Source organism: Rhizobium sp. G187, assembly GCF_051549525.1.
Classification (GTDB): Bacteria; Pseudomonadota; Alphaproteobacteria; order Rhizobiales; family Rhizobiaceae; genus Allorhizobium.
Window position 1 is genome coordinate 337602 of the sequence record NZ_JBPUGM010000004.1, and the last position, 13160, is coordinate 350761.

Genomic DNA, 13160 nt, shown 5'->3' on the forward strand with positions numbered 1-13160 from the left:
ACCGCTTTTCAAGCCGCTCGCACGAGCTCGCGGCTGGACCAACGGGTGGTGCCCACGATTTTGAATGGTTTCGGAAAAGAAGGCGAGGACTTGGCCCATCGCCAGACCGTCTGCTTCTGCACCTTATATCGTTTGGCAACCTCCCGATCCGTCAGAAACTCCTCCAATGGAATTGGATCCTCGCTGTCGGGGGAAGTTCCGCGAACCTTGGGCTTATTCTCGACCGGGGATGTCGCAGCTTCACCGGCAGAGCAAGACGACGCTTCGTCGAGATCAACGAACGTCAGTTTGGCTTGGGCGTACGGATTGTTGCGCAGGGAATTTGAATTGATTGCGCGGTGCTTTGGCTCTTGGCCAGACATAACTACACTCTTTTTCCGCTTCGCGGATTCAAAGTAGGTAGCACGTCTTGCGCTTCACCCGGCTATCGCCGAGCCCTATCGTTTAATTGACGGGTGCATCTAGCACGAACAAATCAGCAACAGCAACATACGGGTACCTAAAAAAATCATTGTATGCCGAGAAAATATCGTGATGGTCCAAATGATGGGCCAGCGAAAACACTCCCAAAAAAACCAATAAATTCAATTTTTTAGGGGGAATTATGGCGGAGAGGGTGTCCTAAAAGTACGCAATTCAGCGAACACCAACGTGATGCATTCTGTTTCAGAATCAGATACTTAGCTGGATTGTACGTTTCACCCTTACCCACCATCTAACTTGTTGTCCCAGCGCAAAAGTGGGCCCAGGGAGAGCAAGATGACCTTTAACCGATTGACCGACAAACGGGTCAGATCCCTGAAGAATGCCGGCAACCATCCTGATGGTGGAAACCTTTATCTCAGGGTCCGTGAGAACGGGACGAAGAGCTTCATTGTGAAAGCTACCGTCGAACAGAAGCAGCGCGAATGGACGATCGGACAATATGGTGACGCCGAGCACCAGGTTACGTTGGCGAAGGCACGGCTGCGCCGCGACGAGATCATGTCACAGATCAGAAGCGGAGATCCCGCACTCCTGACGCCGAAGACTGCGAAAGTGAAAAAGAAGGCACCCCTTCTGATTGTCCAGACTCCGACGTTTGGACCTTTCGCTTTGGAGCTGGTGAAACAGATCGAGCAGGGTTTCCGGAACGAAAAACATCGGGCTCAGTGGCGCAGTACTTTGACGTCATACTGCCAGCCGATCTGGGAAAAGCCGGTCGACCAAATTACGACCGAAGACGTCCTTGCAATCATTCGGCCCATGTGGAGTCAGAAGTGTGAAACCGCTTCGAGGCTGCGAGCCCGCATCGAAAGAGTGCTGAATGCTGCAAAAGTAATGGGCCATCGCACAGGTGAAAATCCTGCCGCCTGGCACGGTCATTTGCAACTTTTGCTGCCCCAAAGGCAGAAACTTCAGCGGGGACACCATCCCGCAATGCCATATTCGCAGCTGCCTTCGTTCTGGCAAGAGCTGCAAAAGCAGGAAACAGTAGCATCAAGCGCGCTCCGGTTTCTGATACTCACAGCAGCACGTTCGGGAGAGGTTCGTGGCACAACCTGGGACGAGATCGACTGGGAGAAAAAGGTTTGGGTAATTCCCGCCAACCGGATGAAGGCTGGCAAGGAACACTCCGTTCCATTGAGCGATGCCAGTCTCGAAATTCTGTCGACTATGAAGAGCATGCGCCTGTCGGATCATGTTTTCCCTGGATCATGGGCTGATTCAAAATTGTCGGACATGACGCTCGGCAAGCTCCTGAAAAGCCTGCGCCCAGGATTCACTGTGCACGGGTTCAGATCATCATTTCGTGACTGGTGCGGTGAAGAAACCGATTTCTCACGGGAACATGCCGAGGCCTGCCTAGCCCATTCGGTAGGTAGCGCTGTCGAGCGAGCTTACCGTCGCGGCAACTCGCTGGAGCGACGCAGAACCATGATGGCAACGTGGGCCGACTACATTTTCACCGGCTGCACGAACGTCTCAAATGTTGAGAAAGCCGCCTAAAACTTAGGAGTAGGAGAACGACATGAACACTCTCATGACAATCAAGCAGGTCTGCGCCACGACGTCGCTTTCCCGCACTACAATCTGGCGTCTTCAGCAGCGAGGCGAGTTTCCGAAGGGCGTTAAACTGAGCGAGTCTCGGATCGCCTATCGATCCGCAGAAATCGAGCAATGGATCTCAAATCGTTTGAGCCATTAGCCTCGCTACGGCGGGTGAGGAAAGAGATAGGAGTAGGGATAGCGAACCGCCGCCGCCCTACTTCTTCCACTCCAGTGGCCCAGGAGCCTGTCTCGTCCAAAGCTCGTCCATCTGTTTTGATAACAATTCGTTGGAAACACCCTGCGTTTTACCGGCCCTCACTTGATTGATCTGTCGTGCAAGGAGCTCCTGCATCAAATCTGGATGGAGCTCCAATTGGCGAAAGACTGTCGCCATTTCGACGATCATTTCGTTCGGATGCGCAAAGCGCCCCACGGAAATTGTGGTCAGGAACCAATTTGCCAATTCGCTAGGGAGAAATGCTTCGAATCGTAGCCCTCTGTCACCCAAGCTCGAAAGCAGCTGTCGCGCCTGCTGCATGTTGTGATTCCGCCAAACATCATATTCGTCGCCGTCAGGGTTCATGGTTAACTTCCTGATTTTGAGTAACTTCTCAGCGAGGTTGACCCGAGTTGCCCTTTCGGATCGCCCTGTAACTTCGTACCAGCATCCCACACATTCCAGGGCGCATAAAGTTTTGCGTATTTGGCAATATCGCTGCAGAGAGTGAACGCGGCTGCATTGGGGCCGGGAGAGGACTGTCCAAAGCTGGGGCAGCGCAAGGCGCAATACGACATTGCGCATCAGGTAAATTTGCCGACGTTCTGCCCAAAGCGGCCAATATGGTGGCTTTTTTTTTTACAAAGTGGGGAAGAATTCAACCGGCCCCTAAAGCATTGAGGAAACCCCTGTTGCACCGAAGGAACCAGCAACCTCCCCGGTTTCTCTCTAGAATCCAAAATGCTTCGCGACACACGAAAGGACAATTCCTCAGAAGTTTTCGAAAAGGTTGGGAGACCTAGGCCAAGTAGTTATCCTTTATCTGCGCCTGAGTAAACCATTTGGAAAATATACTTTAAAGACTTGACGCTCGATATTCGATACGGCAACTCTCGCGATCTAAGGATTCGCTGATTACCCTCTGAAGTTATCGAATGGCCCCCGCCGCTCGCACTGCCGAGACGTATCAGGAGTAGCGTGGAGGACCGAAAATGAGCAAGCGTTGGTTAGGCGTGCATGTGTCAGGCGAAGCAGTTACCATCGTATGCGCTGAAGTGCATCAGACGGGGCCGATTACAATCTTGGCTGACGAAACGTGGAAACTTCAGAGTGGCGATCGCTCGAAGGCGTTTCGCACGATGTACACCCGGCTAGCGGATTACGCCAATGAACAAAAGATCAACCAGGTCGTGATCAAGGAAAGCGCAATAAGCCTCGGGGGCATGAAAAAGGCTCATTTGCAGGCCGCGGAGTTGCGCGGTGTCACCATCTGCGCACTCGCTTCCGCCTGTGAGGTACAACAAGTCGCCAAGGCAGCAATTAGCCGTAACTTCGGTGACCGGAAGGCCGACGAGTACATAAAAGATGACGGCTTCTGGATTGACAACCTAACTGGTGCACCGATGCGTAGCGGGAGCCGCGAAGCAGCTATGCTCATTCTCGCGAGCCGCTAATGACGGACCTTCTTTCCAGCCTCAAGATTACTGACAAGCTTGGCAACGGGCATTTCGGAGAGGTCTACCTCGGCAGCGATGACGTTCATCCTCACCTAGCCGTGAAAGTTATCCGTCCGAAAAACATGGACTCGCCCGAGCGCTGGGAGAAACGCAAGGCAGATCTGATCATGGAAGGCGCGAACCTCAAGAAAGCTGCGCACGAACACGTGGTTCAGGTGCATTACATCAACAAGGCTCCAGGCGAGGACGCCATCTACCTTGCGATGGAGCTGTGTGAAGGCGGCTCGTTGCAGGGTCCTTACGAGGCGGGCCCAATGATATCGGGTGAGGTTCACAAGATCGCAACGCATGTATGCCATGGGCTAGGATCGCTCCACAGTCGCGACATGCTTCACCGCGATCTTAAGCCGGGAAACATCCTCGTTGATAAAAAGGGGACGGTAAAGCTGGGGGATTTCGGCCTCGTGACCGACGACCTGCTCCTCGGGTATGCCGACATTGAGGGATACATTTACGTCGATCATCTCGCTCCCGAAGCGTATGCGTCGGGATTGGCTAGCCAGAAGACTGACTATTGGGCGCTCGGAATGACGCTTTATCGGCTTCTGCACGGGGATCGATGGTACCGCCTCAGCCCAGCTCCAAAGCATTCTGTCAGAGACGGTGGCTATGCGAATCGCCTTGTCTGGCTGCCCCATATCTCCAGCAAGTGGCGGCGGCTCATACGAGCGATGCTGAACGACGATCCCGCAAGTCGCCTCTCGACGTCTAAAGAAGCGCTTAACGCCTTGGCCAACATTGCAACAGAGTTGTCTTGGCAATGCACCTTCGGCGCGGGAAAAATCACTTGGGAAAGATTCAAGGGTGACCGTCGCATCGAAGTCGTCCTCTCAAGCACGGGAAAATTGGCGAGCTGGACAGCGACAAGCTACCCTAAGGGCGCAGGGACGAAGAAACTGATCGACAGTTCAGGCGGACTCGTCGCAAGAGCGGCCGCAGAGAAGTCGCTCCGAAAGTTCTTTGGGACCTAAGCGCGTAAACGCTTCAGCAAAGGCAGTCGATCTCCGGAACTCTCAATCAGCTCACGCGAAAGGCTTCGGCTGCCGAAGTGTCGGCTGGCTATGGCCTTCCGGTCATCCGAGCATGTTTCACAATAGCGGGGTGGCGAGAAATCGGCCCCGCTTCTGTTGTGTGGCCGCCCGCAATGTTTGCAATGAATGTAGATAAAACTCAGTTTCATGATCACCCTCCGGATACAGAAGCAGAACATAGCATGAACAAATTAACTATCAATGAATAATACTCATTCCCTAGGCATCGCAGTCTGACTTAGACATCATTGCCCTGTTCTTCCTATTGAGCAGTCTTTCGAACGGGAACTTTTCACTTCCGCCGAGCCGAGGCGACCGGAGGCGCCAAGGATTTACCGAATGCGCTGATCTTCTTGACGACCAAAGAGATCGCTGGCTCCTCGTTCAAAATATAGGATGCGCCCCGATCTTCGATGCATGGGACTGGCGCCCCTTTCGACCAGGCAACCGCCTTACCCTGCGAGTCCTTTCTTTTCTTCTTCTCGAAGATATCCCGGTAACGTCGGGGCGAGATACCGATGAAGGGCTCGAACAACACCTTTCTGTGGCTTTCGGATGCCGAGAATGTAATCGAATCCTCATGGAGATCCTTCGCATGGCTCTTCGGGTATGGCTCAAGGAACACGACCCGATGGATACCAGATGAAACAATGTGCTTTGCACACATGTGACATGGAAAGGTGGTCGTGAACAAAATCGACTGGTCCAGCGCCTTCCCCTTTCGGGCGGCATCAGTAATTGCGGACATCTCGGCATGGATGATGCGGCCGAATTCGATGATGTCCATCACTTTGGAGTCCGCGATTAGCTTTTCCGAAATCAGCCTCCTGACCTGCTCTGCGGTTTCGCCTTCCTTCTTCAAGCTGTCCGAAAGGAAATCCAAACGTCCCATACGATCAACGAGATCGTGTATCAGCCGCAGCTTCCGTGAATGGTTCCCATCTTCCCCTTCTTCAAAGTCACGATACTGTTCGCCGGGGTCATCGCACCAGTAAGTCCCGCCGAATGGCTTTGGAACCTCGTTGCACCCTAGGGTGATTATTTCGCCTCTATCTGAAAAGATAGCGGCTCCGATCTGCCGCGAGAGGTCGAGCGAGCGTAGAGAAGCGCCTGCGGCTGCGTACATGCCGTATTCCGTCTTCGTGGGCGACAATCCGTTATGCCCAAAGAACGCTTTGACGAACCTGTCGATGACCGATTTTGTCCCTTTGTTCTCCTCACCAGGGACGAAAACGTCGCCTAGATGGAAGACATCGGACACCCGCTGTCCGAAGTCGTCACCGACCTCATTGTTATCGCGCGCTATCAGATCGATCGCCGCCTTCTCAGCCTCGTCATCGTCGATGATGGTCGTCGCATAGGACTTGATCTTCTTTACAAGTCTCTTCCTTCGCTCATCTTTGTCGGAGAATATCGACACCTGGAGGAATTTGCGACCATAGACCTCACGAAGGAGAGCGATCTCCTCCTCGCGTTTGAACTGACGCAGGATGAATGCCGTCCCTCTCATCGGCTCGTTGCGGGCGTCCTTGACGTTGGGCTGCTGCTGTTCTCGAAGTCGTCGTATCTCGCTGATACCTAGACAAGCGAGCGCAGCCTGATTGTCGGCCTCTCGTCGCACTCTGTCAGCATTGCCAATTAGCGAGTTGTACCTGTCGCTGTACGTAGTTTCGTCGACTGCGAGGTCAGGAAGCAGATCTCCCATGATCGATGTGATGTGGATGACATGCGATTTGTAATGGACACGTTGAAGCGCTTCCGTCAAATGCTGAATCACAGCATCGAGGTCGACCCCGATCGGACCAACCAGACCGATAACGAGCTCAGGATTGTCGACAGTGTTTTTCGACTTCACAGCAGGAACCTAAACTGGAACTTAACGGGTCACAGGCGATTGTCATATCGCCTAGGAATTAATGGATGTATGATCGAGTCGGACATCCTTGGAGGGTATAGGATCATGGAAGCGAAAACAGTCAAGCGGGACAACGTTTCTAGCCAGACGCGTAGGGAGCAACTCTGGTCGATCATGGAGGACGCAGCAGAAAACGTGTTGCAGCGTCCACAGAGCCGTCGTGGCCCATATGTCATCCCTGATAATGATCTCAAGATACCCAAGCAGGTTAACGGCCAATAATATCAGCCCGCTCCGGCGGGCTTTTTCTTTGCCTTAGATTGGCGTGAAGCAGCAGCTTGCACATTTCAGCTGTAAGCGCGGAAGCGAAGTGATGGTGCCACGGCGGGCGCGTCGGCCGGTGCGGATATGATCGTGCTGGCCGACAGATGGCATGGGAAAGGCCCCGCTCTCGATCGAATGCAGGGCCCAGGTTGCCGCCTTCACGATGGGAGGAGGCCGGAGGCGGGGATGGTCTGGGCAGGTTACGCCAGCCCAGTAAGGCGACAGGTGTAGGCGTCTTTCCTGCTGCCTAGATGCGGGTCACGCTCCTTCCTTCACCGGCCCAAGGGGTCGGGGGATCCTCGGGTTTGTTGACGTGGCAATAGCCGCAAGCTTGCTGGCAGCGCTTGCACTTGTGCAGATCGCAGGCGCGGTTCGCGTCATCAGCGGGGAGTCGCCGAGTTCGAGCTGCGCCTCCAAGTCATCGCGGAGGCGTTCCGTCAAAGGATGTTGTCAGGGCCTTTTGCGGGCCAAGATATCAGGGGAAATTCTCATCACCGGCTCCAAAAGGTAAGAGGTATCTACTGAAGCATCATGAGGCGGAGAAATTAGACCGCGAAAGTATACTTTTCGGTTTAACCGTGCCTATCGCTGTGGCGCGGCGGGGTTATTTGATGTGTATTCGATATTCAATCTGAGAAGTGATGGGGTGATCGGCGCTATTTCGTAGTTCTTATCTTTGAACCAATGCATCTGCTCCTCAGTATAATAATGGCAAAGTGCTGCCGCCGTAACGATCTGCGTCAGTACGCCGTCCTTCTCCTGAATGTAATCTGGTGAAAAATAGAAGTAAGGAGTGACCAGCTGGGCTTGCTCAGTTCTGGCAAACACGTCTTCCGGCACAAAAGTACGGTATTCGAGGTGAGCATCTCTTACGGCTTCCTCGGCGGCTTCCACGCGCTCAATGTAAGCACCGATGTCAAAGAGTGCAGCGTCAAAGCCAAGGTTTGAAACTGATACTTGTAAAGCATCATCCTCAACAAAATCGGGAGTTCCGACAGTCAGGTGATATTCAGGAGGAGTGATGGCCCGACATAGCCGGTTCCAAGTAGCAATGTAGTCTTTGAACGTCGCGTTGGCATCTGCAGCTGTAAGTGCCTCACGGGCATAACGTGCCTGCTCGGCAGAGGAATAAGCAGCCTCCATGGCAAAGTAAGCGGAGAGTGAGCTTACCAACGCTCCAATAGCAATCAATACCAACTCCATCAGCCGAACGGGGTCACGCTTTAGCGCAGCTCCGAACGTAGATTTTTCTGTCGAGCGAAACCGGCGTCCGCTGTTGACCATGTTCAAACCCTAATCAGGAGATCCCAGTCTAAGCTGTGAGGAATTAAAATGGGAAATCAGGTTTGAAACCGTGACAGCAAGCATGAACAAATAGAGAAAACCTAAACTTCCCAGAATTACAAAGAAGACGGGCCCGACTGTTGACCAGTCGAGAGTAAGGAAATACATATAACCAAGCGATGGGAAAAATAGGCAGACAGCAACCCCTCCAAATATATTGTCAAGACGATCTTTTTTTGCAGGCATTTCCCTGCGACGGGGCTCGCCTGCTTCGATCAGCATGCCTTCGAAAGTTATGTCGCTGGCGGTTCCGGTGTGAAAGACATCACAGATAAAACCCTGTTTGGGTTCGATGAATTCGAACAATACATCAGCTGCGCTGTCTGAACAAACGTCTACGGAGACGTCCATAGCCTCATTGGCTGCCGAATAAATGCTGGCCTGCAGGATCTGCTGACCCTCTGCCACCTTGAACATCAAAGGTTTTTTCCGTGCGATGTCGACGCGGCGGATCGTTTTGTTGCCGTCATTCCAAATGGTGAAAGTGCTGACTGTCCCCCGCGGAATCTCTTTTCCGTCAAACGAGATCTTTATCATCTTCGAGAATGCCGTCTTGTTCTGGCCGACGATCGTCGAGCTTCGGCAGTCAAAAGCCAAGCGTGAACGGCTTCGGATCCAAAAAGTTATGAATATGCTGATGATGGCAACTGCGGTGGCAACCCAGAACGCGTAGTTGAAGCCCCATTGGGCTGAAAACGTCTGCCAGTCCATGCAACAACTCCTGTGGTCAATACTGCTTACCACAGCGCCCCTCGTGCAACAGGCTCTCCGAGTATGGGGATAACTTTTAGTTGTGGTAATCCACAAGCTGAATCATCTTGAAGTCATCAGGGTGCGGCCCCAATCCCCCATCCTGGCCTTTTGAAGGCTGATTGGGAGGCAAAAACAAAGCAAAGTATTGGGATGTGGAACGTCCTATTATTTTCAAAGCCCACGAGGTTCGTGGCGTCTTAGGCCGCAGACATACTCAGGTACGCTGTATCGCCAAATTCAGTCAGAGCACACCACCGATGCCGTTTGAAGAGGGCACATCAACCGACCAATACCGTAATGGATTTGTAGTGCAGGGGCGCATTGGCTCCTGCTGGAATGACCTGACAGAGCCACTTGCATGCCCCTTTAGCCAAGTAGGAGACCGCCTTTGGGGTCGGGAAACTATGTGAAGTGACGGGGACGACCGGTGGCTTCCTGCCAATGGAGCTTCTCCTAAAGGACAAGACCATTTCGGAGCAATGTCCGCTCTCCGGCATGATCTAGGACGACCTTTACGACCAAAATGACGGCGCAAAGCGGAAACTACCTCCACTAGGAGCCGTAAGCCGACCTCGCCACCATGACTCTGAATAAAGGGTAAGGCGCGGAGTCCAAATTGGCGAATTAGATCTTTCACATCATTGGGTGCAGCGCCAGTAGGATGGTTTTGATGCCGTCGATCGTGCTCACGGCTACGATGCGGGCTCGAGGATGCGCGTGATCGCGAGGACTCCGAGCTGAGGGAACTCGGCTCGCGGATCCGGCTCGGTCTCATATGCATCGTCATTCGGCCAGAGCGAGTCACTGGCGCGCTTCAGAGGTCAGACCAGAGAATCCCCCTCCGCAGAGAAGAATGGCCGCCGGTGAGTCGCTATGGCGGTTTTGGCCAGCAGGGTGACTTTCGCTGTGGCGAACACAAGGGTCAGCCCACTACCAAACTTATTCTAATTACACTGTACTTCCTTCTTCCCCCCTTAGTGGAAATTAAAAGAAAAAAGAGAGTACTTAATAAAAGGGCCTCACGTGACGTATTCGGGAAATTTTCAGTACACTGTACTCTGCTCCCGCACACCCGACTGGCCTTATCGAACCAGAACCCGGACCTCGAGCGGCCTCAACTCCCGGTTCTCGGTTCGCCTGAGAATTTCGGTTGTCGGCGCTCACCCCGAACCCGCCCCGCGGTTCTGATCCACAATCCTTCCCAGCTTCGGGCAGAGCAATCCAGACCCGGGCCGAAGCGGTATAGCCACGAGTAGTTGGCGCTTCCGGACGACACGCGCGGGCCTTACCGACCCGAGTCGAAACTTTGTCACCAGCACAGCAGCCCCGAAATGCTGGATTTGCAGAAATGGCCTGCACCAAGCCTCACGCAGCGGAAACGGTTGGCGACTAGGTTGAGGCAATTGACGAGCACGGGATGTAATCACCTCAGATCACCTTGCATGAAGGCTGAGCGGAAAACGCCCAACAACAGAATTACCGGACTAGGCGCAGGTGGTCGCAGGTAATTTGGAAAGCGTATTGACGTTCGGGCTGAAGAAGCTTCCAAGCCTGTCAGTCAGATCGAGTTTGCCGCCAAGCTGGCGACAAAAGTGGAGAGCATAGAATACGACGCGATCAAGAGCGCTCCGTCAGCGGCCGCCTAACAGCAATCAAACATTCAGCAACAACGAGACGATTGCCTCGCCCAGCAAGGCCGACTCTAGATTTCGCCGCGCGAGATGACGAATTGTCATTGCCAAGGATACGCACACGCATCTTAATTTGGTGTACGAGCACATCCTTTGTGAGCCCCTAACCCCGGTCGGTTCAAGCAGAGCACGAACTCAGTTAGGCAATGGCGGGCAGGAGGTCTTCTGGCAAATGGGCGCCCCCATCAGCACTCTGCAGGAATTCGCGGCAATTAGCTTTGGTCGACCGATGGCCAGCATGTAGGCGCCGTACCTACGCAGCCTCTCTTTCGGCCAGAGCGAGTCACTGGCGCGAATCGCCGCCTCACCTGCCTCGACATAGCCAAACAGGCGAAATTGCCGCCAGCGGGCAGCTGTGACGATTTTAAGAAGTCCGAGGCGCCCCCCCGTTACGGTGAAAGCAATGGTCAGCCTATTACCAGCTTCTCTCTAAGTACAGTATACTCTCTTTTCCCCCATGAAACAAAATTAGAAGAAAAAAAGAGTACTTAATAAAAAGGGGACTCACGTGACGTATTCGGAAAATTTTCAGTACACTGTAATCTCGTTCCCGAGCCCGCCCGGGGATGGCTAAGGTGGAGAACCTCCAGCGTCAAATGCTCCCGATTTTGGAGCCAATCACCCAAAACCCGCAATCGCTTGGCTCACCTTGTCGTACACGCGGAGGCGACGCTGGCACCGAAGAAGCATCCTGGCTCACAAGGGGGACAGATCGATCCGTACCGCATGAATAGCCCGCCTGTTCTCAAGTTGTAGAACGATGGCAGAATCGGTGGCGCAACTGCGAGCTGCATCGACGGCATTCCGCAAATCCTCTGCCCTTGGCGTCCTGCACGCGAGCAGCCCTCGTTCGACGGAGATCAATCTTGGGCCCGCTGAACATGCCTGGTGCGACCGCACGCTAGACGCGGATTCAGATGGAAGCGAAAGCGACCGCTGGCTCCGTCGGCGGATAGAAGGGTTGTGAGTAAAGCTGACATCATATTTGGTGCAGACGTACTTACATGGGTCCACAGCCGTGTTTTTAACGGAGAATTGGCTTCGCGCATCAGGATTGCCGGCGCCACGCGCGATCTGTCTGAAACGCTCGTGCGCCAACAGCTTCGCAAGGTGCCCGGACAAGGCGATCCAAACCCTGTCCGGGCCATTCGTGGCAGTGAGATCACCACGAAAGACTTAAAGTGGGGAATCTGACTTACATCAGCAAACAGCGCCACTCACATGTGCGAAAATATGGCCAGACCTCACGCAAACAAAGGAAAGGGTACCACCTTTTTTCCTCAGACCGACAGGTCTCACAGCTTTAATGGGGGCACAGAAATTTCGGGCTGATTTTGAGTTTTCAGCCTGATATCACTTTGCAACAATTCGATTTATCTTCGGCGGCAAATCCTGCGAGGCTGCGCCAGATCTCATCCCTGGCCCAACTGATCGACCATTACCTATGGCACGTCACCCGTCACTCCCAAGACGGCCTGGTAGAATCCATCTCCTCAAGTATGTCCCTAACGAAGCTGTCAGGCCTATCACCCTTGATGACTTTAATGGCGGGACCATAGGATGGATCATGACGATTATATCGAAGGTCGAAATGGGTGAAGAACCACTTATTCCAACGGCGAAGAATCATCGTGTATTCAAGTCCATTTATCTGGCCGCCATGGCCCCACCAATACCAGCGAACGCCCGCCATAGGGGATTTGCGACCTTCGCGAACCAGAACGCAGCAGGTACCATCATCATAGCGGCGCACCGCGTCACGCAAAGTCGGAATAGCCTTTGGCGAAAACTGGGCTGGCTGATGCCAGTTGCGGCGGTACTCGTAATTTATACTGTTACCATGGAAGTATGATGAAGGTAGCATCGGCGGAATGAACGGACTTCTCTTTGTCGATATAGAATTGCGTTCCCAAACCTGACGCCACTCGTGCAGATAACCCAACTCCCGATAAGCGAGCGGAAACGGGTGCTCCAGTCGCTCTCCGTCCTTGAATGAGCAAGCAGGGATCTGAGCATCAGGAAAAAGTTCACGGAGGGAGGTCGCGCAATTGAGCCGAGCCTCGAAACGCTGATAGGTTTCGCCAACAAAGGCATGAGACAGTGCTTGCAACAGTGCTGCTCTGCCCGGCTTGGTTCCTTGTTTTGAATTCAACAACGACGCAAGTCTTTGCACGCCCAAGGCGAACACTTGGCCATCTGGCAAATGCGCGTGGCGCAGAAGAAGGCCTGCCAACTCCAACTCGGAAACAGGTTTTCCGGCATCGTTGGCCTGAAGATAATTGTCCAAAGCCAAGGCCACAGCTTTGAATTGATCTGTTGTCTGCAGAAATTTCATCGTCAGTCCTTTACGTTTAAGACTGGCGGGCACCGTTACTTGCCATGGAAAGACCAAACATA

At 53.4% G+C, this 13160-nt stretch carries 10 protein-coding genes; 4 read left to right on the top strand and 6 right to left on the bottom strand.

All coding sequences use genetic code 11. The annotated features are described in order from the left end of the window. Positions 1 to 8: 8 nt before the first annotated feature. Positions 9 to 362, bottom strand: coding sequence for a helix-turn-helix transcriptional regulator (locus ACSV9I_RS14080; protein WP_438329441.1), 354 nt, complete (start codon positions 360 to 362; stop codon positions 9 to 11). Between the two features lie 397 nt (positions 363 to 759). Between ACSV9I_RS14080 and ACSV9I_RS14085 the strand changes: the two genes are divergently transcribed. Next, a complete protein-coding gene (locus ACSV9I_RS14085) occupies positions 760 to 1989 on the top strand; it encodes a tyrosine-type recombinase/integrase (RefSeq protein WP_438329442.1) in 1230 nt (409 codons plus the stop codon). A gap of 22 nt (positions 1990 to 2011) precedes the next feature. Then, on the top strand, positions 2012 to 2188 hold the full coding sequence (locus ACSV9I_RS14090; RefSeq protein ID WP_438329444.1) for a helix-turn-helix transcriptional regulator: 177 nt from the start codon (positions 2012 to 2014) through the stop codon (positions 2186 to 2188). 57 nt (positions 2189 to 2245) lie between these two features. Here ACSV9I_RS14090 and ACSV9I_RS14095 read toward each other — a convergent pair whose 3' ends face one another. Next, complete coding sequence (locus ACSV9I_RS14095; RefSeq protein WP_438329446.1) at positions 2246 to 2614, bottom strand: hypothetical protein; 369 nt, start codon at positions 2612 to 2614, stop codon at positions 2246 to 2248. 626 nt (positions 2615 to 3240) lie between these two features. Here ACSV9I_RS14095 and ACSV9I_RS14100 point away from each other — a divergent pair. Beyond that, a complete protein-coding gene (locus tag ACSV9I_RS14100) occupies positions 3241 to 3702 on the top strand; it encodes a hypothetical protein (protein ID WP_438329447.1) in 462 nt (153 codons plus the stop codon). Then, positions 3702 to 4736, top strand: a complete 1035-nt coding sequence (locus ACSV9I_RS14105; RefSeq protein ID WP_438329448.1) for a serine/threonine-protein kinase — start codon at positions 3702 to 3704, stop codon at positions 4734 to 4736. Before ACSV9I_RS14100 ends, ACSV9I_RS14105 begins: the two co-directional genes overlap by 1 nt. Positions 4737 to 5088: 352 nt before the next feature. Here the strand turns inward: ACSV9I_RS14105 and ACSV9I_RS14110 are convergent, their stop codons facing one another. The 4 genes from ACSV9I_RS14110 to ACSV9I_RS14125 all read right to left on the bottom strand — a co-directional run bounded on the left by ACSV9I_RS14110 (position 5089) and on the right by ACSV9I_RS14125 (position 13098). After that, the gene (locus ACSV9I_RS14110) at positions 5089 to 6651 is read right to left on the bottom strand and encodes an anti-phage dCTP deaminase (RefSeq protein ID WP_438329450.1); all 1563 of its coding nucleotides are present in this window, start codon (positions 6649 to 6651) and stop codon (positions 5089 to 5091) included. Between the two features lie 906 nt (positions 6652 to 7557). Then, a complete protein-coding gene (locus tag ACSV9I_RS14115; RefSeq protein ID WP_438329452.1) occupies positions 7558 to 8259 on the bottom strand; it encodes a hypothetical protein in 702 nt (233 codons plus the stop codon). A gap of 9 nt (positions 8260 to 8268) precedes the next feature. Next, a complete protein-coding gene (locus tag ACSV9I_RS14120; RefSeq protein ID WP_438329454.1) occupies positions 8269 to 9030 on the bottom strand; it encodes a hypothetical protein in 762 nt (253 codons plus the stop codon). A gap of 3192 nt (positions 9031 to 12222) precedes the next feature. Continuing rightward, positions 12223 to 13098, bottom strand: a complete 876-nt coding sequence (locus ACSV9I_RS14125) for a hypothetical protein (RefSeq protein WP_438329455.1) — start codon at positions 13096 to 13098, stop codon at positions 12223 to 12225. Positions 13099 to 13160 lie beyond the last annotated feature (62 nt).

Coding starts and splice junctions, on each gene's coding strand:
- ACSV9I_RS14080 (WP_438329441.1), bottom strand. CDS start 362: ATGTCTGGCCAAGAGCCAAAGCACCGCGCAATCAATTCAAATTCCCTG.
- ACSV9I_RS14085 (WP_438329442.1), top strand. CDS start 760: ATGACCTTTAACCGATTGACCGACAAACGGGTCAGATCCCTGAAGAAT.
- ACSV9I_RS14090 (WP_438329444.1), top strand. CDS start 2,012: ATGAACACTCTCATGACAATCAAGCAGGTCTGCGCCACGACGTCGCTT.
- ACSV9I_RS14095 (WP_438329446.1), bottom strand. CDS start 2,614: ATGAACCCTGACGGCGACGAATATGATGTTTGGCGGAATCACAACATG.
- ACSV9I_RS14100 (WP_438329447.1), top strand. CDS start 3,241: ATGAGCAAGCGTTGGTTAGGCGTGCATGTGTCAGGCGAAGCAGTTACC.
- ACSV9I_RS14105 (WP_438329448.1), top strand. CDS start 3,702: ATGACGGACCTTCTTTCCAGCCTCAAGATTACTGACAAGCTTGGCAAC.
- ACSV9I_RS14115 (WP_438329452.1), bottom strand. CDS start 8,259: ATGGTCAACAGCGGACGCCGGTTTCGCTCGACAGAAAAATCTACGTTC.
- ACSV9I_RS14120 (WP_438329454.1), bottom strand. CDS start 9,030: ATGGACTGGCAGACGTTTTCAGCCCAATGGGGCTTCAACTACGCGTTC.
- ACSV9I_RS14125 (WP_438329455.1), bottom strand. CDS start 13,098: ATGAAATTTCTGCAGACAACAGATCAATTCAAAGCTGTGGCCTTGGCT.